We start from the raw sequence: 20,143 nt of genomic DNA, 5'->3' as shown, positions 1-20,143 counted from the left end.
GCTAGCGATTCTAAGTCAACGCCGGTTTGCGTGCAAGTTGGCGCAGTAGTTTGCGTCCGGCAACCAGGCAGGCGGCGCTGGCGGGTCAGCCATTCCACCAGTGCGACGTTTCGCCCATTTCAGGCAGGCGCGCCTGCGCCGCTTTATGGATGATGCCGGCCTCGAGCGCCTCGGTAGCGTCGAAGATGCGCGCATTGCCGAGCAGGTGGCTGCGGATCTCGTCCTTCACGCCGGCGTTGCAAGTCGCTTCCTCGAAAATGCGGGCATAGCGTTCGGCGTCAAAATCGAGGCAGTCGCGCCATTCGCTCACGCGCGCGTGGTCGGCCGCGACCTGGCTGCCAAAGCCCCAGTGCAGCGGGTGCACCAGGAAGCGCGTGCCGGGGCAGGCGTAGCGCTTTTCGCCGGCCAGGAAAATGACCACGCCGACCGATTCCACGCTGCCCACGTTATACGTCGTCAGGGGCAACGGCAGCGATTTGAGAAAGAAATACAGGGCGAAGCCGGCGGTCATATTGCCGCCCTCGGTCGACATGTGGAGTTCGATCGCGGTGGCCCCGCTTTGCAGGGCTTGCAGGCACAGGTTGCGCACGGTACAGGCGGAACCGTGATTGATGGGGCCGATGAAGTGGACTATGTGCAAGGACATGAATTTCTCCTGGATTTCTCCCGAAACACCTATGGGGAAAGAATAGCGCAGTTTGGTTCGCTTGCCCCGTTATTCTGGATTAGCTGCCCCGATAGGTGGAGTACGACCAGGGCGTTACCACCAGCGGCACATGGTAATTCTGGTCGGCGTAGGCAATGCCGAAAGCGATCGTCACGCGGTCGACGAAGCGCGGGGAGGGCAGGTCCACGCCCTGCGCGGCGAAGTAGTCGCCGGCGGCAAAGACCAGCTCGTACTGGCCAGGCTGCATCTGCTCGCCTTCAAGCAGCGGGACGGCGCAGCGCCCATCCTGGTTGGTGCTGTCGCGCTTGAGCAAGGTCCGCTCCGCCCCATTGATGAGGTACAGCTCGATGCCCACGCCTGCGCCGGGCTTGCCCTGCGTCGTGTCGAGCACATGCGTACTGAGTTTTCCCATACCGCTCCTATATCCGAAAAGTGATTTGTATATCCTGTCAATCATATACCGGGGCAGTGCCGTGGCTATATGATGCCGGATATACCAGCCTCAATACTGTGCCCATGACGACCTATGACAGTTATCCCCGCGACCTGATCGGCTACGGTCGCCATCCCGTGCACCCGCAGTGGCCCGGCCAGGCCAGGCTCGCGCTGCAGTTCGTGCTCAATTATGAAGAGGGCGGCGAGAATAATGTGTTGCATGGCGACCCCGCCTCAGAGACGTTTTTATCTGAAATCATTGGTGCAGCGGCGTTTCCGGCCCGGCATATGAGCATGGAGTCGCTGTATGAATACGGTTCGCGCGCTGGCCTGTGGCGCCTGCTGCGCATGTTCGAAGAACGCAAGCTGCCGCTGACCGTCTTTGGCGTGTCGATGGCGCTCAAGCGCAATCTTGAAGCGGTGGCCGCGTTCCGGCAGCTTGGGCACGAGATTGCCTGCCATGGACTCAAATGGATCTCGTATCAGAACGTGGACGAGGCCACCGAGCGCGCCCACATGGCCGAAGCGGTGCAGATCATCACCGAGCTGACGGGCCAGGCGCCACAGGGCTGGTACACAGGGCGCGATTCGCCCAATACGCGCCGGCTCGTGGTCGAACATGGCGGGTTTGAATATGATGCCGACAACTACGGGGATGATTTGCCGTTCTGGCAGCAGGTCGAGCATCTGGACGGGGATGGGAATGCGGCGGTGACGCCGCAGCTGATTGTGCCGTATACGCTCGATACGAACGACATGCGGTTCGCGGCCATGCAGGGGTTCAATTCTGGGACGCAGTTTTTTGATTATTTGAAGGATGCGTTCGACACCTTGTATGCCGAGGGCGATCCGGCCGAGCTGAACCAGCCGAAGATGCTGTCGATCGGGCTGCATTGCCGGATTGTGGGACGCCCGGGCAGGGCGGCGGCGTTGGCCAGATTTCTCGATTATGTGCAAGGGCACGATAAGGTGTGGATTACCCGGCGCATCGACATCGCCCGGCACTGGAAGGCGACGCATCCGTTTGCGTGACGCGGGCATGGCGCAATGCGCTGACGCTTTTCCGCACCACGAGCGGTGCTTTCCGCTGTTTACGGGACGCACGCATGGCGCAATGCGCTTGCGCTTTTCCGCCCTACGAACGGTGCTTTCCGTTGCTTGCGTGATGCGAACATGGCGCAATGCGCTGACGCTTTTGCGCCCTATGCACAGCGATTTCCGTAGGGCGGAAAAGCGCGAGCGCATTCCGCCAGAGTCGCCACAGTATTGGTTTTCAATGATATCCAACATCAATCAAAAACCATACTGATACACCCCTGCGGTGCTAACCTTGTACGCTGGGATAAAGCCGAGGCAATAATGTCACAACCGATACGTTTCTACTACCAGGGCGCCGTGCGCGAAGTCACCAGCGCCGCCCCCACGCAGACGATCCTCCAGCACCTGCGCGAAGACCTGCACTGCACCGGCACCAAGGAAGGTTGCGCGGAAGGCGACTGCGGCGCCTGCACGGTTGTCATCGGCTCGCTGCGCGACGGCCAGCTCGAACTAAAAGCGGTCAACGCATGCATCCAGCTCACGCCCACGCTCGACGGCAAGGCGCTGTTTTCGGTCGAAGACCTGCAGCAGCCTGGCGGCGCGCTTCATCCGGTCCAGCAGGCGATGGTGGAATGCCACGGCTCCCAGTGCGGCTTTTGCACGCCCGGCTTCGTGATGTCCTTGTGGAGCATGTACCTGAAACAGGAAGGCAAACAGCCCACCCGCTGCCAGATCAACGACGCGCTTTCGGGCAACCTGTGCCGCTGCACCGGCTACCGCCCCATCATCGATGCCGCCATGCGCATGGGCGAGCTGGCGCCGGTCGCGTTCGACCGCGCCGCATTGGCCGCGCAGCTCGCGCCGCTGCAGCGAAGCGCGCTGGCCACCTACAGCGCCGCCGGCCGTAACTTCCATGCCCCGCGCACGCTCGCCGAACTGATTTCCCTGCGCGCCGCTCACCCCGAGGCTACGCTGCTGGCCGGCTCCACCGACGTCGGTCTGTGGATCACCAAGCAGATGCGTGACCTGGGCGACATCATTTACCTCGGCAACGTCGCCGCGCTCGGGCACATCGCGCAGGACGGCGCCATGCTCGAGATCGGCGCCGGCGTCACGCTCGAAGACGCCTACCAGGCGCTCGCGGAGCACTATCCCGACGAATTGACCCAGATGTGGCAGCGTTTTGCCTCGCTCCCGATCCGCAATGCGGGCACGCTGGGCGGCAATGTCGCCAATGGCTCGCCGATCGGCGACTCGATGCCGTGGCTGATCGCGCTTGGCAGCCAGGTGGTGCTCGCGGCGGCCGCCGGCCAGCGCATCATGCCGCTCGAAGACCTGTATCTCGCCTACCAACAAAAGGACATGCTGCCCGGCGAATTCGTGCAGTCGCTGCGCGTGCCGCTGCCGCGCGAAGGCGTGCACTTTCGCACCTACAAACTGGCCAAGCGCTTCGACCAGGATATTTCGGCCGTGTGCGCCGCCTTTGCGTTCCGCTTTGACGGCCAGCTTGTCAGCGAGGCGCGCATCGCCTTTGGCGGCATGGCCGCCACCCCCAAACGCGCCGCCGCCACCGAAGCGCTGTTGGTCGGCAAACCATGGACGGACGACACCGTCAGCGCCGCCATGGCGATGATGGAGAACGATTTCGCGCCCCTGTCGGACATGCGCGCCTCGAGCGCATACCGCATGAAGAGCGCCCAGAACCTGCTGCGCCGTTTCTGGTTCGAGACGCGCCTCGATGCGCCGCTCGCCGCCGCCGCGCTCAACGTTTTCGCCGTGCGCGCGTAAGGAGAACATGATGAATGACGCAGGCGTACCAGCAGTGGCAGCGTGGACCGGCATTGGCGTGCCCCGCGCGCATGAATCAGCCGCGCTCCACGTGCTCGGCCAGGCCACCTACACCGACGACATCGCCGAAGTAAAAGGCACGCTGCACGCGGCGCTTGGTCTGTCGTCCAAGGCGCACGCGAAAATCCTTGCCATCGACCTGGCAGCGGTGCGCGCAAGCGAAGGCGTGGCGGCGGTGTTCACCTGCGAGGACATCCCCGGCACCAACGACTGCGGCCCCATCATCCACGACGACCCGATCCTCGCCGATGGCCTGGTCATGTACGTGGGCCAGCCCATCTTCATCGTCGTGGCCGACACCCATGACCACGCCCGCCGCGCCGCCAGGCGCGCCCTGGTGACGTACGACGAGCTGCCTGCGATCCTGACGCCGCAAGCGGCGCGCGCGGCCGGCTCGTACGTGCTGCCGCCCATGCATCTGGCGCGCGGCAACTACCAGGACGCGTTTGAAAAGGCGCCCCATACGCTCAAGGGCGAACTGTATGTGGGCGGGCAGGAGCAGTTCTACCTTGAAGGGCAGATTTCTTACGCGATCCCCAAGGAAGACAAGGGCATGCTGGTGCTCTGTTCCACCCAGCACCCGAGCGAGATGCAGCACGTGGTGGCGCATGCGCTCGGGGTGCACTCGCATCACATCGTCGTCGAATGCCGGCGCATGGGCGGCGGCTTTGGCGGCAAGGAGTCGCAGTCGGCGCTGTGGGCTGCGGCGTCGGCGATTGCGGCGGCGCGGCTCTTGCGACCGGTTAAGCTGCGCGCCGACCGCGATGACGACATGCTCGTCACCGGCAAGCGCCACTGCTTCCATTATGAATATGAAGTTGGCTACGACGACGGCGGCAAGATCCTCGCGGCCAAGGTCGACATGGTCAGCCGCGCCGGCTACTCGGCCGACTTGTCCGGGCCGGTCGCCACGCGCGCCGTCTGCCACTTCGACAATACCTACTACCTGTCCGACGTCGATATCCGCGCCGCCTGCGGCAAGACCAATACCCAGTCCAATACCGCGTTTCGCGGCTTTGGCGGGCCGCAAGGCGCCATCGCCATCGAGTACATCATCGACGAAATTGCCCGTAACCTGGGGTGCGATGCGCTCGACATCCGGCGCCTCAATTTCTACGGGCGCGACGCCAACAACGTCACGCCCTACGGCCAGGTCGTCGTCGACAACGTGATCCATGCGCTGACGGCCGAACTGGAAGCGAGCAGCGACTATCGCGCGCGCCGCGCGGCGATTGCCGCCTACAACAGCAGCAGCCCGGTGCTCAAAAAAGGGCTGGCGCTCACGCCCGTCAAGTTCGGCATTGCCTTTAACGTCACCCACCTGAATCAGGCCGGCGCGCTGGTGCACGTGTACGTGGACGGCTCGATCCTGGTCAACCATGGCGGCACCGAGATGGGGCAGGGCATCAACACCAAGGTGATGCAGGTTGTCGCGCACGAACTTGGCGTGGACATGGCCCACGTGCGCGCTACCGCCACCGACACCAGCAAGGTCGCCAATACGTCGGCCACGGCCGCCTCCACCGGGGCCGACCTGAACGGGAAAGCGGCCCAGGATGCGGCGCGCCAGATCCGCGAGCGCTTGAGCGCGTACGCCGTCAAGCTGTATGGCGGCGACCAGGCAGCGGTGGTGTTTGCCGCCGATACGGTGCACGTCAACGGACATCAAGTGCCGTTCCCGGTGCTGGTGCAAAAAGCTTACCTGGCGCGCGTGCAGCTGTGGTCCGACGGCTTTTACGCCACGCCCAATCTGCACTGGGACCCCAAGACCATGAACGGCCACCCTTTCTCGTACTACGCCTACGGCGCGGCGGTGGCCGAAGTCGTGGTGGACACGCTGACCGGCGAATGGAAGCTGTTGCGCGCCGACGCGCTGTACGACGCCGGCAAGTCGCTCAACCCGGCGATCGACATCGGCCAGGTCGAAGGCGCCTTTATTCAGGGCATGGGCTGGCTGACCACCGAGGAGCTGTGGTGGAACCCGGCCGGCAAGTTGATGACGCATGCGCCGTCGACTTACAAAATACCCGGCGTGTCGGACTGCCCGGAAGACTTCCGCGTGCGCCTGTACGAGAACAGCAATGTCGAAGACAGCATTCACCGCTCCAAGGCTGTGGGCGAGCCGCCATTGCTGCTGCCGTTCTCGGTGTTTTTCGCCATCCGCGACGCTGTCTCCAGCGTGGGCGGCCACAAGGTCAATCCGCCATTGAACGCGCCGGCGACCAGCGAAGCGATCCTCAATGCCATCGCTGCCGTTGAAGCTGCCGTGGCCAAGGTTCTCTGAAATGGACTGGCGTTCAGCCATCCTCGCAGATCCTGCCATGCTGGTCACGGTGGCAATCGTGCAGGGTTCGGTCCCCCGTGAAGCGGGTGCCAAGATGCTGGTGTCAAGAGATCGCGTGGTCGATACCATCGGCGGCGGCCACCTTGAATTGCGCGCGGTGGAGATCGCGCGCGCCATGCTGCAGGACGGGCGGCAGCGCCACCTGGAACGGTTTGCACTGGGGCCAAGCCTGGGCCAGTGCTGCGGCGGGGTGGTGCACCTGGCGTTCGAACTGGCCGATCCGTGTCACGCTTCACTGCTAAATGAACGGCGCTTCCAGGACAGCTGGCGCCTCGTGGCGCTCGACGGTCGCGCCGACAGTGCGCTGTTAGACGGCGATGCGCGCCAGTTGCACGGCGCGCCCGCGCCCAGGTTCGACCGCAGCCAACCAACCCATGTGATGCAGGAAGCGGACGGACGGCGCTGGCTGGTCGACCCGGTGCTGGCGCCGCGCGCGCACCTGGTGCTGTTTGGCGCCGGCCATGTGGGCGCGGCAATTGTGCGCGCGCTGGCGCACCTGCCATGCAGCGTCACCTGGGTCGACGAGCGCGACGATATGTTCCCGACGGATGTGCCGGCCAACGTCACGCTCGAGGCCTGCGACACGCCCGAGGCGCTGGTGGCATCCGCGCCGCCCGGCGCATCGTATTTAGTCATGACGCACAGCCACGCGCTCGACCAGCGTCTGGCACAAGCGATCCTGGCGCGCGCCGACGTCGGCTGGTTCGGCCTGATTGGTTCGGTCACCAAGCGGCGCCAGTTCGAACACCGGCTGCGCGAACGGGGCGCGGACCGGAAGCGCATCGACGCCATGGTCTGCCCGATCGGGCTGCCCGGCATTGCCGGCAAGGCGCCGGCGGTGATCGCCGCCTCGGTGTGCGCCCAGTTGCTCACCGTCTGGGAAGCGTCCGCGCACGCCGGCGCTGGCCTTGCGCCACTTAGACTGGTAGCCTCATCCAACATGTAATCCGAAAGAACTTGATGTCAAACGCAACACCTCAACCAGTGCAGGCCTACCGAGCAAGCTTGCTGCACTTTCACGCTGACCCTGCGCTGATCCAGGATGCTTTCTCCTGGCATGAAGACGGCTTGCTGATCGTTGAAAATGGCAAGGTAAAAGCTGCCGGCGACTATGCCAGCTTGGTTGAAACGCTGCCTCAGGGCGCGCCGGTGGCCGCCTACCGCGGCAAGCTGATCATGCCCGGCTTTATCGACACCCACCTGCATTTCCCGCAGACCGACATGATCGCCTCGCCCGCGCCCGGCCTGCTGCCATGGCTCGAAACCTACACCTTTCCCACCGAGCGCCAGTTCGGCGACCCGGTGCACGCGCGCGAAGTGGCCGAGTTTTTTCTCGACCAGCTGCTGCGCTGCGGGACCACGACCGCCATGGTCTACTGCACCGTGCACCGCGAGTCGGTCGATGCGTTTTTCGAGGCGAGCCAGGCGCGCAACCTGCGCATGGCGGCCGGGAAGATCCTCATGGACCGCAATTGCCCCGACTTTTTGTGCGATACGGCCGAAGGCGGGGCGCGCGACAGCGAAGAGCTGATCCGCAAGTGGCACAAGCAGGGCCGCAACATGTACGCGATCACGCCGCGCTTTGCGCCCACGTCGACCGAGGCGCAGCTGCGCCTGACGGGCGAGCTGGCCAAGGCTTATCCCGACACCTACATCCAGACCCACGTGTCGGAAAACCCGGACGAATGCAAGTGGGTGCAGTCGCTGTTTCCCGGCGCGCGCAGCTACCTGGACGTGTACGACAATGTCGGGCTGATGCGCGAGCGCGCCATGTATGGACACTGCATCTGGCTCGATGAACGCGACTTTGCGCGCATGGCCGAATCGGGCGCTGCAGCGGCGATCTGCCCGACCTCGAACCTGTTCCTGGGTAGCGGCCTGTTTGATTTTGAAAAAGCCGACGCTGCGGGCGTGGCGCTGTCGCTGGCGACCGACGTGGGCGGTGGCACGTCGTTCTCGATGTTGCAAACAATGAATGAAGCCTATAAAGTAGCACGCTTGAAAGGCAGCTACCTGCCGGCCGCGCGCATGTTTTACCTAGCGACGCTGGGCGCTGCCCGCAGCATGCAGCTGGAAGGGACGATCGGCAATTTCGTCGTTGGCGCCGAAGCTGATTTCATCGTGCTCGACCCGAAGGCGACGCCGCTGCTGGCGCGCCGCACGGCGCGCTGCGACAACCTTGAAGAGCTGCTGTTTGCGCTGGCGCTGCTGGGCGACGACCGCGTGATTGAAGCGACCTACGCCTGCGGGCAGCTGGTGCATCAAAAAACGTAGGGCGCAAAAGCGCAGCGCATTGCGCCAAAGGCGTGTGCCGTGTTATCGCGAACCTTCGGCGCAATGCGCTATCGCTTTTGCGCCCGACGAAAACCGCCGTAGGCGACCTCATTATCTTACCGAGAAGAAGACCATGATCATCAAATCGAGCAGCCTGACCATTGCCCTGGCGCTGGCCCTGGCCGCGAGTGCACACGCCAAACCGCCGGCTGCCGCATCGAACGAAGCGGCCACCGCGCGCCACCTGGCGTCCCTCATCGCGGGCGAGCCCAAATCGGCCGAGTTGACCCTGTTCTTCTCGCAAATGCCCAAGGGCGGCGACCTGCACCACCATTATTCAGGCGCGATCTACGCCGAACAATACGTCGACTGGGTCGACAAGCAGGGCTTTTGCGTCTACAAGTCCAGCTACCGCATTGAAACCAACAAGGAAACGGTCGCCAAGGAGCGCGACAAGCCGGCGCTAGAGCGCAGCTGCCTGTCGTCGGGCGAAATCCTGGCCGACGACTTCACCTACCGTGAATTGCTGCAACGCTGGTCGAGCAAGGATTTCGACAACCATGGCGCCATCCAGAGTCCGCCCGACCGCCAGTTCTTCCAGACCTTCGGCTTTTTCGGCCCGGTTTCAAGCAACAACTTCAATGAAGGCCTGCTCGAACTGAAAAAGCGCGCGATCCAGGAACACGTCGGCTACATCGAAACCATGTTCAAGCTGGCGCCGCTGACGCCCAACGCCAGCTTTGACGCCAAAATCAGCCAGGCGGGCGACGACGACGCCGCCCTGACCGAGGCGATGCGCGCCTGGAGCGGGGCGCTCGAGCAGGACGCCGCCTTCAACAAGGGCGTGGCCGACTACGTCACCCAGGTCGGCCAGGCGCATGCCGGTGTCGACGACGAGCGCTTCACGATGCGCTACCAAGCCTACGTGCTGCGCCTGCTCGCCCCGTCCCAGGTGTTTTCATCGATGCTGTCGGCCTTCAAGGCATCGAGCCAGTCGCCGCTGATCGTGGGGGTCAATATCGTCGGCCAGGAGAGCGCACCGAGCTCCATGCGCGGCTACACGCTGCACATGAAAATGTTCCAGTTCCTGAAAACCCGGTATCCGCACGTGAAGCTGGCGCTGCACGCGGGCGAACTGGCGCTGGGCGACGTGCCGCCGGACGGCCTGCGCTTTCACATCGACCAGGCGCTGCACCTGGCCGGCGCCAACCGCATCGGCCACGGCATCGACCTGGCGCACGAATCGAACGCGATCGGCATCCTGAAGACCATGCGCGAGCGCGACATCCCGGTCGAAATCAACCTGACCAGCAATGCGTTCATCTCCGGCATCAAGGGCGACAATCATCCCGTCACGCTGTACCGCAAGTATGGCGTGCCGTACGTGATCGCAACCGACGACGCCGGCGTCACGCGCCACACGCTGGCGCAGGAATATGCACTGTTCGCCAGCCGCTACAAGCCGAGCTATGCCGAGATCAAGAAGGTCTCGTATAACAGCCTGCGCTACGCTTTCCTGCCGCCAGCGGACAAAAAACGCCTGTCGGCCCAGCTTGACGAGCGCTACGCGGCATTCGAGGCTGCCATCGCTGCCCTGCCGGCGCAGGCGGTGGCGGGCGCGCGGCGCTGACAGTATTTGCTGCATTCCGGCAGTGCAACGCTGCCGGAAAAACAAGCTTTTTCCTGCGCCGATGTTCATCGGCCAATCCCAAAATATTAAGCTCTGTGCATGTGTGTGGTCAGCCTGCTACACATTTGCGTGCCCGGACCAACCTTTGTCGAAAATGACGATGAAAGGATTTCTCTCCAGAATGGCTCATTTATAATCGGCCCTAGAGATTTTCGCTATGGAACACCCATTTTTAGGTCATTAAAACTACTTCTATTAGCTAATTTATATGTTTCTCGTATAAATGATTAAGCGAAATGGTATTTGTCATAACGAAGCCGTTTCATGCATAGTTGATCGAATACGTAACAAATTGTGTGTGTAGTTCATGTCATCAGGCTGACATGGTGCCGGAATAAAATTGCGCCGTCGTAAGTTTTGCTGTCGTAAATGCACTATCAAAAATCAGATTTACATTGAAACAGAGGGCCGCGTTAGCAACGACGTCCCCGCAGATCGCAGCAAAGTACAGAACGGGACCTTTATCGGGTTCCGACATCACTATTTAGTTCATTTTGGGGTTATACAATGATCAATCACAATCGGCTGCAGCTTACTAAGCTCGCGTTCGCGCTTTCCATGGCCTTGGCCATCTCGACGCCAGTCCTGGCGCAGAATACGACCTCGGCAATCGGTGGCCGGGTTTCCAACGCCAGCGGCGCTCCGGTCGCAGGCGCCCAGGTCACGATCGTCCACATGGAATCGGGTTCGGTCAGCAAAGTCGTGGCCGACTCCCAGGGCCGTTACTCGGCGCGCGGCCTGCGCGTGGGCGGTCCTTACACCGTCACGGTGACCAAGGACGGCGTTGCGGAAAAATTTGAAAATGTATATCTCCAGCTGGCCGAAACGGCCAATGTCGACGCCACCCTGGGTGCACCGATCCAGACCGTGACGATTGCCGGGCGCGCAGCCGGCGGCAAGTTCAACACCAGCTCGATGGGCGCCGGCACCTCGATCGGCAGCAAGGAACTGGCGGCATTGAGCTCGATCCAGCGCAGCCTGTCGGACTATGCCCGCCTCGATCCACGCCTGTCGCAGACCGACAAAGAGCGTGGCGAAATCTCGGCTGGCGGTCAGAACTCGCGCTTTAATTCGATCACCATCGATGGCGTGTCGATCAGCGACACCTTCGGCGTGGAAGCGAACGGCCTGCCGACCAACAAGCAGCCCATCTCGATCGACTCGATCCAGTCGGTGCAGGTCAACATTTCGAACTACGATGTCACGCAAAAGGGTTACACCGGCGCGAACATCAATGCGGTCACCAAGTCGGGCACCAACACCTGGAAGGGCAGCGTCTACCAGGTCTACCGTGACCAGCGCCTGACGGGTGATCGTTACAACCGCGTGGCCGATACTTACGGTCCGGCGCCAGACTTCAAAGAGCGCACCACCGGCCTGACCCTGGGTGGCCCGCTGATCAAGGACAAGCTGTTCTTGTTCGTCAGCGCCGAAGACTCCAAGTCGCAGGCAGCGCCGGTATTTGGCCAAATTGGCAGCGCCGCCAACAACGTGGCGATCACCCAGTCGTCGATCGACGAACTGCGCCGCATTGCCCAGGCCACCTATGGCTTCGATCCAGGTACCACCGCCACGCCAGGTGGGCCTGAGCTGAAAGTACAGGACCGCCTGCTCAAGCTGGACTGGAACGTCAACGACGACCACCGCGTCAGCCTGCGCTGGCAGAAAACCAACCAGGCCGAGCCGATCATCGCCGGATACAACGCGAGCGGGGTTGGCCTGTCATCCCAAAACTACCTGGAAAACAAATCGATCGAATCGAGCGTGGTGCAGTGGTTCGCCGATTGGACGCCGACCTTCTCGACCGAAGCGAAGGTATCGCGCCGCGACAGTGGCAAGAACTTTGTCAACTCAGCAAACCTGCCTGCGATGAGCCTGCAGATCGGTGGTACCTTGCCAGCCGATGCGCCTGCCGGTGCGAAGGTCGCCAACCGTTTCATCAATTTCGGTACCGAGCGCAGCCGTCACTACAACGACCTCGACACCAAGACCATCGACATGTACTACGGTGCAACGTGGACTCACGGCGCCCACGAAGTCAAGGGTGGCATGGACTACTCGAAGAACTCGATTTTCAACGGCTTTCTGCAAAACAACAAGGGTAACTATACCTTTGCCTGTATCAACACCAGCACCGCCATCACCTACACCACGCCGGGCTTAGGCAGCGTCAACTGCAGCACCTCGCCGCAGGCATTGATTGAAAAAGCGGCGCTGGAAAACTTCGCCCGCGGCCGCGTCAACAACTACACGTACCAATTCCCGAACCCGGGCACCACCCTGGAAGACACCGCAGCGGTCTGGGAGTTGGCTAACACTGGCTTGTTCCTGCAAGACACCTGGACCGTCAGCCCACAACTGAAGATGACTTACGGCGTGCGTTACGATGCGTACAGCACCGACCAGCGTCCGCGCAAGAACGCCCAGGTCGCACTGCCAACCGTGGCCGGTACCTACGGCCTCACCACGGCCACGCTGGTGCGCAACACGGGTGGTTTCGGTCTGGATAACCAGGAAACGGTGGACGGCGAGAAGCTGTTCCAGCCACGCGTAGGCTTCAATTTCACGCCGCAATTCTCGCGTCCTACCCAGATTCGCGGCGGGCTTGGCCTGTTCGGCGGCGCAGCGCTGAATGTCTGGCTCGGCAATCCATTCGCCAACCCTGGCGTGGCCGCCATCACGGTCGGCTGCGGCGGTTCGTTCGCTGCCTGTTCCGGCGTAGGCAAATTCAACCCTGACCCGAGCAAGCAGCCTGCTGGCGGCATCGGCGCCGCCCAGGTCGACGTTCTGGCAGCTGGCCTGTCGCAGCCATCGGTTTGGAAAGGCAACCTCGGCGCCGAGCATGAGCTGCCATGGTTCGGCCTGGTTGTCGGCGTTGAATACCTGCACACCAAGGTCAACACCGGCCTGTACTTCCAAAGCATCAACCTTGGAGCCCCCACCCGCAAGGGACCGGACGGTCGCGATCTTTTCTGGACCGAACAAGGCTACAACGCAGCGTGCGCCAACGGCACTGGCGGCTTTAGCACCAGCAACGTTGTCGGCGGCGCGCAATGCGCGGGCTTTCGCAGCAAGGCGCTCTCGAACGCTGCGTTCACCGATGTGCTGAAAGTGACGGAAACGAAAAAAGGCGGCGGCAACCTGGTGTCGCTGTCGCTGGCCAATTCGAAGAACAAAGACCTGCGCTGGAACGTGGCTTACACCTACACCGACGCTACCGAAGTATCGAACCTGAGCTCATCGACGTCGGGTTCGAACTTTGGCGCGCGCGCCGTGTTTAACCCGAACGAAGAAATTGCGGCGAATTCGTCGTACCTGGTCAAAGATCGCGTCAATGCTTCCCTGACCTGGGAAAAGCGCTTCTTCGGCAGCTACAAAACCTCGTTTGGCGCGTTCTATGAAGGCCGTACCGGCAAGCCATACAGCTGGACCTTCAACAACGACATGAACGGCGACGGCACGGCATCGAACGACCTGATGTACATTCCGAAGGCTTTCGGTTCCGGCGAAGTGATCTTCCGCGGCGACACTGCCACGGTCAAGACAGCCGAGACCAGCTTCTGGAACACCGTCAACGCCAACAAGCAGCTGCGCGATGCGGTCGGCGGCGTCACCGAGCGTCAATCGGCTTTTGCACCGTGGACCAACAGCATCGACCTGCGTCTGAGCCAGGAAGTTCCTGGTTTGTTCAAAGGTAACAAGGGCGTGTTAGTGCTCGACTTCCAGAACTTCGGCAACCTGCTGAACAAAAAATGGGGCCGTATCAACGAAGTGGCCTTCACCAGCGCTGGCGGCAATGCCCGTAGTTTCGTCGACTACGCCGGTATGCAAGATGGCAAGTATGTGTACCAGGTCAGCGACAAGGTTGAAGACTATGTCCTCAAGTCCGGCCGTAGCGAGTCGCAGTGGGCCGTCCAGGTCACCGCACGTTACGAGTTCTGATCGAACTGACCGGCGACCGCGGCGCGGTCGCCTTGAAGCGCGACGAAGCGGCTGGTGGCAACACCAGCCGCTTTTTTCATTGCTGGCGCGGCCGTTCGAGTGCGCCTTCGATCCACCCTTGATACATAACGAAACCATTTTCACCGCTGAGCTGGCGCCCGAGTGCGCCCGCTTCGGTTATTCTCTCATCTATGACTACATTTCTCCGCCCCCTCTGCGCAGCGCTCGCGGCGGCTTGCCTGATGACCGGTTGCGCCACGCGCCCGGCAGCGCCGATCCAGATCAACCTGGTTGGCATGAACGATTTCCACGGCCACCTCGACGCCACCAAGTTCGACTACACCAGCGCCGCGCAGCCGCGTGACGGCGCACGTTCGCCGCCGCAGCTCGCCGGCGGCATCGACAACATCGCCGCTGCGCTGCAAGCCTGGCGGCGCGACGATCCCAGCCTGCTGGTGGTCGGCGCCGGCGACCTGATCGGCGCCAGCCCCGCCATGAGTTCCATGTGGGCCGACGAGCCGAGCTTGCAGGCGCTGACCATGGCCGGCCTGTTTGCAAGTTCCGTGGGCAACCATGAATTCGACAAGGGCCGCGCCGAACTGCTGCGCCAGCAAAACGGCGGCTGCGTGTCCATCGTGCCCGAGCGCGCCTGCCAGTTCGCGCCCAATTTCAAAGGCGCCGGGTTCACGTACCTGGCCGCCAATGTGCTCGACAGCGCCACCGGCAAGCCCTTCCTGCCCGCCTACCGCATCGCCGACGTCAAGGGCGTGAAGGTCGGCTTCATCGGCGCGGTGCTCAAGGACGCCGCTTCGGTGGTGCTCGCCTCAGGCATCGTGGGCCTGTCGTTTGTCGATGAAGCCGACGCCATCAACGCCGTCATTCCCGACATGCGGGCCAAGGGTGCGAGCGTGTTCGTGGTGCTGATCCACGAAGGCGGCAGCACCAGCGAACCGTTCGACAAGCCCGACTGCACCGAACTCAAAGGCCCGATCGTGGGCATCGTCAAGCGGCTCGATCCCGCCATTCGCCTGATTGTGTCGGGCCACACGCACAAGGGTTTCCAGTGCAAGGTCGACGGGCGTACCGTGACCCAGGCTGAGATGGGCGGGCACGTGCTCTCGCGCATCGCCCTCACGGTCGATCCGGCCACCAGCGCCGTGCTCGACATCGGCGTGAAAAACGTGGTGGTCAAGCCGGGCCAGTATCCGCCGCACGAAGCCGTGGCGGCCTATCTGAAGGCGGCGCGCGCGCGCAGCGAGCAAGCTTTGGCCAGACCGCTGGCGCGCGTGTCGGCGCGCACGATTGGACGCAAGGCCACGCCCGCCGGCGAAAGCGCCATCGGCGACCTGATCGCCGACGCGATGCTTAACGCCACCCGCGCCCACGGCGTGAAAATTGCATTCATGAACGCCGGCGGCATCCGCAAGGACCTGGACGTGGGCGAAAACATGGTGGCGAGCTATGGCCAAGTGCAAATCGTCGTCCCGTTCGGCAATACCATGGTCGCCATGGACTTGACCGGGGCCCAGATCCGCGCGCTGCTCGAGCAGCAATGGGTGCGCCCGGGCGCGGCCGAGGACTCGATCCTGCAAATTTCGAACGGCTTTTCCTACACCTGGAACCCGGCCGCCCCGCGTGGCGCGCGCGTGGTGCCGGGCAGCTTGATGCTGAACGGCAGGGCGCTTGATGACGCAAGCAGCTATCGCATCGTGGCGAATAACTTTTTAGCCGAAGGAGGCGACAACTTCCCGGTCTTCAAGGACGCACCGAATAAATTCGACACCCAGGTGCGCGACTTCGACGTGCTCGTCGAGTACTTGGTCAAGATGGACAAGGCGGGCACGCCGTTCGGCCTGAACATGCCTGCCGGCCGCATTCAGATCGTTAAATAACTGACAGAACAAGGAACCGATCCATGAAAAAACTCGCTTGCGTACTGGCATTGTCCAGCGCTTTCCTGTCGCAGGGCGCCCTGGCCTGGGGCGGCGACGGCCACCGCGCGGTCGGCGCCATCGCCGAAAAACTGATCAAGGGCAGCAATGCCGAAAAGCAGATCGCCGCCTTGCTGTTGCCGGGCGAAACGCTCGAATCGATCACCAACTGGGCCGACAGCGCCAAGGGCGGCGTCGGTTACGCGCCCGCCACCGAAGAACAGCTGGGCTACACCACCGTCAATCCGCGCCACCAGGAATACCACTACGCCAACGTGCCGTTCCAGCTCGAGCACTACCATGACGGCGTGGTCGGCGGCTCGGACGTGGACATCGTGCAAACGCTCAAGCAAGCGATTGCCGTGTTGCAAGGCAAGGGCGACCCCGTCAGCAATCCGCACGGCTTCACCAAGCGCCAGGCGCTGCTGCTGGTGGCGCATATGGTGGGCGACATTCACCAGCCATTGCACATGGGCGCGGCCTACGTCAGCGCCGACGGCAAGTTCGTCGTGCCCGGCAAAAAGGCGGAAATCGACGCCATCAACATGTTCGAGTCGCGCGGCGGCAACAACCTGATGCTCGACGATGCCAAGCTCGACACCATGAGCAAGGGCCTGATCGAAGGCGAAGCGCGCGCGCTGCAGCCGGGCGAGAAAAAATGGCCCAGCAAGCCATTTCACAGCTACTGGGACAGCACCGTGGTCGACTATGCGATGCGCCGCTCAAGCACGCGCTCGCCGGCAGACTTCGCCCAGAAAATGATCGACGGCAAACCGCTGGTGACGATGAACACGGGGCCGGTCACCAGCTGGCCTTATCAATGGGCCGACGACGCGCTGGTGGCGGCCAAGCTGGCTCACACCGACGTCACGCTCGGCAAGCGCGATGCGCGCGTGAGCAGCAAGGGCGAGACGGTGTACACTTTTGCGCTGGAAATGGGGCCAAACTATCCGGTGCCAAGTTCGGCGCTGGCGCGCACGCAGCTGGTCAAGGGCGGCTACCACCTGGCGCAATTGTTGCAAACCATCTGGCCCTAAGCACCTCCCCCGGGGGAGATGTCGACGGACCGGAACGGGCGGTGGCGATGGACTGGTGCTGCGCTGTTCAATGTTATCTGTACGGCAAACCGCTTCCTCTGGCACAATTCGAGCAATTGAATGGATGCCAAAAGGACACCGCATGACCTGGTTAAACCGTTGTATCTTTACCGCCGCCGCGGCAACACTGTCGCTCGGTGCCAGCGCTGCCGACTTGCCGCTGTGGGAAGTGGGCGTTTTGGGCGGCACTGCCTCCACGCCGGCCTATCCCGGGTCCGAAGACCGCTCGTCGCGCTCGCTGCTTGTGCCTTTCGTGATCTACCGCGGCCAGGTGTTCCGCGCCGACCAGTCGGGCATCGGGATGCGCCTGTTTGAAAGCAAGCGGGTCGAGCTCGACCTGGGCCTGGCGGCCTCGCTGCCGGCGCGCTCCGACGACGTGCGCGCCCGCGCCGGCATGAACGACCTTGGCACGCTGCTTGAATTTGGCCCGCGCATCAAGGTGCGCCTGCTGAAACCCACGCCCGACAGCGGCCTGCGGCTGGACCTGCCGCTGCGCGCGGTGATCGAGGCGCGTAGCGGCGTGCGCACCCAGGGCATCACTTTTGAACCCAAGCTGGTCTACGAGCTGGACGCGCCGGGCGGCAAGTGGAGCGTGGATGCGCATGTCGGCATGGTGTTCGGCAATAACAAGATCAACCGCTACTTTTATGAAGTAGAACCGCAATTTGCCACTTTGGCGCGCCCGGCATACGAGGCGAGCGCCGGGCTGATGCTGGTGCGCGCGGGCTTGTCCGGTTCGCGCATGCTCAATCGCGACGTGCGCATGTTCGCCTTCATGCGCTACGAAAGTTACGCCAATGCCGTCAACCGCGACAGTCCGCTGATGAAGCGCTCGACCGGCGCTTCCGTCGGCGCTGGTTTTGCCTGGACCATCAAGCGTTCGGCCAGGATGGCGACGCGCGCAGAGTGATGTTACCGCATCGAGGACGTGAGGATAAAGCATGGATTGGGCCTCACTCCGATCCGGCACGTGTCGCTGGCGGCTCATGGCGGAATGCGCGTTCGCTTTTGCGACCTACTTTTCGCTCTGCGCCAGACCTTGCATGAACGGCTTACGCCCCAGGTAACGCCCCAGGAACTGGCCAACCCGCCGTTCGTATTCATCGCCAGCATACCCGTGCAAGTCCACATGCGCCGCGCCGTCGACGATCCATAACTGCTTTGGTTGGTTCGCCGCCGCGAAAATACGGCGTGTCTCGCCGGCGGGCGTTTGCACGTCGGCTGCCCCGCCAATGACGAACACCGGACACGTAACGCGCGCCATCGCCTCCACCGGACGCAGCGCGGCGAGCGACACGTCGGTACGCAAGGGGATCTGTTGCAGCAGCAGTGGCGCGGCCCACCTGCCGGCAGGGCCCAGGCGCGCGGCCAGCCGGTTCTCCACCGCCTCGTCAATAGTCGGGTACATCGATTCAACGACCAGCGCATCGATGCCCTGGCCAGGCGTGGACAGCACCACCGACGCCGCGCCGAGCGACACGCCGATCACGGCGATCTTTTCACCGGGAAGGCCGCGCCGCAGGTAAGCGAGCGCGGCGCGCACGCTGTGCGCTTCACGCGCGCCGAAGGTAATCCGCTTGCCCTCGCTCTCGCCGTGCGAGGCCAGGTCGATCAGCAGCACGCTGTAGCCAAGCCGGTTCAAAAACAGCGCCCGGTCCTGCATCTGGCGCCGGTCCGAACGCACGCCGTGCAGCAGCAGCACCGCGCCGTGGCCGGCGCCGCGTGCGACCCATCCGGCCACGTCGCCCTGGGCACTTGGGATGACGACCGGGGTGGCAAACAGCGTGGCAGGGGGAGCGCCCACCGGATGGCGGGCGGCGGCACTGAGATATTCGCCGGCGCCGAACACGGCGCCGGCGGCCAGCACGGACAAGCAGGCGAAAGCGACTGCCCCGCGCTTTGCCCGCTGGTTCAACGCGACTTGACGAAAGGCTTTCCGATCGCCTTGGGCGCGACCGACTTGGCCATCAGGCCGGCCAGCACGATCACCGTCACCACGTACGGAATCATCTGGATCAGCGAACCAGGAATGGTGCCCACCACGGGCAAGTCCACGCCTTCAAGCTGCACCTGCAAGGCGCCAAAAAAGCCGAACATCAGGCAGCCGAGGGCCGTGTAGAGCGGGCGCCAGTTACCAAATACCATGGCCGTCAGCGCCAGGTAGCCTGCGCCCGCCGTCATGTCCTTTAAAAAGAAGCCGCTCTGCACGATCGACACATAGGCGCCCGAAAACGCGCACAGCACGCCGGCGATCAGCATGGCCAGGTAGCGCGTGCGCTGCACGTTCACGCCCGCAGCGTCGGCCGCGTGCGGGTTCTCGCCGCAGGCGCGCAGGCGCAGGCCAAAGCGGCTGTGGTACAGCACAAAGTGCACCAGCGGGATCAGCGCAAAGGCCATGTAGACCAGCACCGTATGCCCGCCTAGGATATGGCTGTAAAACCAGCCCAGGAAAGGAATGTCGGCCAGCGCCGCAGTGCCCGGCAAGACAATTTCGGCCAGGCGGTTGTCGCCCAGGTTCGGCGTCTGCCCGCCTTGCGCAAAAAAGTACTGCGCCAGCACGAAGGTCAGGCCGCTCATGGTGATGTTGATGGCGATGCCGCCAACGAGCTGGTTGCCGCGCTGGGTGATGCTGACAAAGCCCTGGACCAGCGCCACCAGCGCCGACACCAGCATGCCGGCGCCGATGCCGAGCCAGACGTTCTGGGTGGAGAAAGCCACCGCCGCCGAGGCGAAGGCGCTGGCCAGCATCTTGCCTTCAAGGGCGAGATCGATGACGCCGCTGCGTTCGGCGAACAGGCCAGCCATGCCGGCGAAAATGAGGACCGGCGCATTGTGAATGGTCGACACGATAATGGCGCTGAGGGTATCGAGCATGGC

At 63.0% G+C, this 20,143-nt stretch carries 14 protein-coding genes; 10 read left to right on the top strand and 4 right to left on the bottom strand.

The window, feature by feature from the left end; genetic code table 11:
• Positions 1-85 precede the first annotated feature (85 nt).
• Together ACP7BV_RS11740 and uraH are read right to left on the bottom strand one after the other, a co-directional pair.
• The gene (locus ACP7BV_RS11740) at positions 86-661 is read right to left on the bottom strand and encodes an ATP-dependent Clp protease proteolytic subunit (protein WP_426104110.1); all 576 of its coding nucleotides are present in this window, start codon (positions 659-661) and stop codon (positions 86-88) included.
• 64 nt (positions 662-725) lie between these two features.
• Positions 726-1,079, bottom strand: coding sequence for a hydroxyisourate hydrolase (gene uraH, locus ACP7BV_RS11735; RefSeq protein WP_426104001.1), 354 nt, complete (start codon positions 1,077-1,079; stop codon positions 726-728).
• 104 nt (positions 1,080-1,183) lie between these two features.
• On the opposite strand from uraH, the gene puuE reads away from it, so the two are divergent.
• The 10 genes from puuE (at position 1,184) to ACP7BV_RS11685 (ending at position 18,176) form a co-directional block, all read left to right on the top strand.
• Positions 1,184-2,134 carry an allantoinase PuuE gene (puuE, locus tag ACP7BV_RS11730; RefSeq protein ID WP_426104000.1) on the top strand — a complete coding sequence of 317 codons (951 nt, stop codon included), beginning with the start codon at positions 1,184-1,186 and terminating at the stop codon, positions 2,132-2,134.
• A gap of 327 nt (positions 2,135-2,461) precedes the next feature.
• A complete protein-coding gene (xdhA, locus tag ACP7BV_RS11725) occupies positions 2,462-3,928 on the top strand; it encodes a xanthine dehydrogenase small subunit (protein WP_426103999.1) in 1,467 nt (488 codons plus the stop codon).
• Positions 3,929-3,938: 10 nt separating this feature from the next.
• Entirely contained in the window at positions 3,939-6,272 is a 2,334-nt protein-coding gene (gene xdhB, locus ACP7BV_RS11720) for a xanthine dehydrogenase molybdopterin binding subunit (protein WP_426104109.1), read from the top strand.
• A gap of 1 nt (position 6,273) precedes the next feature.
• The gene (xdhC, locus tag ACP7BV_RS11715; protein ID WP_426103998.1) at positions 6,274-7,278 is read left to right on the top strand and encodes a xanthine dehydrogenase accessory protein XdhC; all 1,005 of its coding nucleotides are present in this window, start codon (positions 6,274-6,276) and stop codon (positions 7,276-7,278) included.
• 14 nt (positions 7,279-7,292) lie between these two features.
• Entirely contained in the window at positions 7,293-8,606 is a 1,314-nt protein-coding gene (gene guaD / locus ACP7BV_RS11710; RefSeq protein WP_426103997.1) for a guanine deaminase, read from the top strand.
• Between the two features lie 133 nt (positions 8,607-8,739).
• Positions 8,740-10,236, top strand: a complete 1,497-nt coding sequence (locus ACP7BV_RS11705; protein ID WP_426103996.1) for an adenosine deaminase — start codon at positions 8,740-8,742, stop codon at positions 10,234-10,236.
• 567 nt (positions 10,237-10,803) lie between these two features.
• Entirely contained in the window at positions 10,804-14,238 is a 3,435-nt protein-coding gene (locus ACP7BV_RS11700) for a TonB-dependent receptor domain-containing protein (RefSeq protein ID WP_426103995.1), read from the top strand.
• A gap of 242 nt (positions 14,239-14,480) precedes the next feature.
• Positions 14,481-16,130, top strand: a complete 1,650-nt coding sequence (locus ACP7BV_RS11695) for a bifunctional metallophosphatase/5'-nucleotidase (RefSeq protein WP_426103994.1) — start codon at positions 14,481-14,483, stop codon at positions 16,128-16,130.
• Positions 16,131-16,153: 23 nt separating this feature from the next.
• Positions 16,154-17,206, top strand: coding sequence for a S1/P1 nuclease (locus tag ACP7BV_RS11690; RefSeq protein WP_426103993.1), 1,053 nt, complete (start codon positions 16,154-16,156; stop codon positions 17,204-17,206).
• Between the two features lie 142 nt (positions 17,207-17,348).
• Positions 17,349-18,176, top strand: a complete 828-nt coding sequence (locus ACP7BV_RS11685) for a MipA/OmpV family protein (protein ID WP_426103992.1) — start codon at positions 17,349-17,351, stop codon at positions 18,174-18,176.
• Between the two features lie 105 nt (positions 18,177-18,281).
• On the opposite strand, the gene ACP7BV_RS11680 is transcribed toward ACP7BV_RS11685, so the two are convergent.
• Together ACP7BV_RS11680 and ACP7BV_RS11675 are read right to left on the bottom strand one after the other, a co-directional pair.
• Positions 18,282-19,181 carry an alpha/beta hydrolase gene (locus tag ACP7BV_RS11680; RefSeq protein ID WP_426103991.1) on the bottom strand — a complete coding sequence of 300 codons (900 nt, stop codon included), beginning with the start codon at positions 19,179-19,181 and terminating at the stop codon, positions 18,282-18,284.
• Positions 19,178-20,140 carry an ABC transporter permease gene (locus ACP7BV_RS11675; protein WP_426103990.1) on the bottom strand — a complete coding sequence of 321 codons (963 nt, stop codon included), beginning with the start codon at positions 20,138-20,140 and terminating at the stop codon, positions 19,178-19,180. Before ACP7BV_RS11675 ends, ACP7BV_RS11680 begins: the two co-directional genes overlap by 4 nt.
• Positions 20,141-20,143 lie beyond the last annotated feature (3 nt).

This window comes from Massilia sp. TSP1-1-2 (assembly GCF_049896185.1).
Classification (GTDB): Bacteria; Pseudomonadota; Gammaproteobacteria; order Burkholderiales; family Burkholderiaceae_D; genus Telluria_A.
The sequence above is the reverse complement of the archived record's forward strand: the minus strand, read 5'-3'. Positions and strand labels throughout refer to the sequence as shown.

What these genes read in the sequence shown, in the direction of transcription:
- ACP7BV_RS11675 (WP_426103990.1), bottom strand. Translation starts at nt 20,140, where the DNA reads ATGCTCGATACCCTCAGCGCCATTATCGTGTCGACCATTCACAATGCG.
- xdhA (WP_426103999.1), top strand. Translation starts at nt 2,462, where the DNA reads ATGTCACAACCGATACGTTTCTACTACCAGGGCGCCGTGCGCGAAGTC.
- ACP7BV_RS11685 (WP_426103992.1), top strand. Translation starts at nt 17,349, where the DNA reads ATGACCTGGTTAAACCGTTGTATCTTTACCGCCGCCGCGGCAACACTG.
- ACP7BV_RS11695 (WP_426103994.1), top strand. Translation starts at nt 14,481, where the DNA reads ATGACCGGTTGCGCCACGCGCCCGGCAGCGCCGATCCAGATCAACCTG.
- guaD (WP_426103997.1), top strand. Translation starts at nt 7,293, where the DNA reads ATGTCAAACGCAACACCTCAACCAGTGCAGGCCTACCGAGCAAGCTTG.
- ACP7BV_RS11690 (WP_426103993.1), top strand. Translation starts at nt 16,154, where the DNA reads ATGAAAAAACTCGCTTGCGTACTGGCATTGTCCAGCGCTTTCCTGTCG.
- puuE (WP_426104000.1), top strand. Translation starts at nt 1,184, where the DNA reads ATGACGACCTATGACAGTTATCCCCGCGACCTGATCGGCTACGGTCGC.
- uraH (WP_426104001.1), bottom strand. Translation starts at nt 1,079, where the DNA reads ATGGGAAAACTCAGTACGCATGTGCTCGACACGACGCAGGGCAAGCCC.
- ACP7BV_RS11705 (WP_426103996.1), top strand. Translation starts at nt 8,740, where the DNA reads ATGATCATCAAATCGAGCAGCCTGACCATTGCCCTGGCGCTGGCCCTG.
- ACP7BV_RS11700 (WP_426103995.1), top strand. Translation starts at nt 10,804, where the DNA reads ATGATCAATCACAATCGGCTGCAGCTTACTAAGCTCGCGTTCGCGCTT.
- xdhB (WP_426104109.1), top strand. Translation starts at nt 3,939, where the DNA reads ATGAATGACGCAGGCGTACCAGCAGTGGCAGCGTGGACCGGCATTGGC.
- xdhC (WP_426103998.1), top strand. Translation starts at nt 6,274, where the DNA reads ATGGACTGGCGTTCAGCCATCCTCGCAGATCCTGCCATGCTGGTCACG.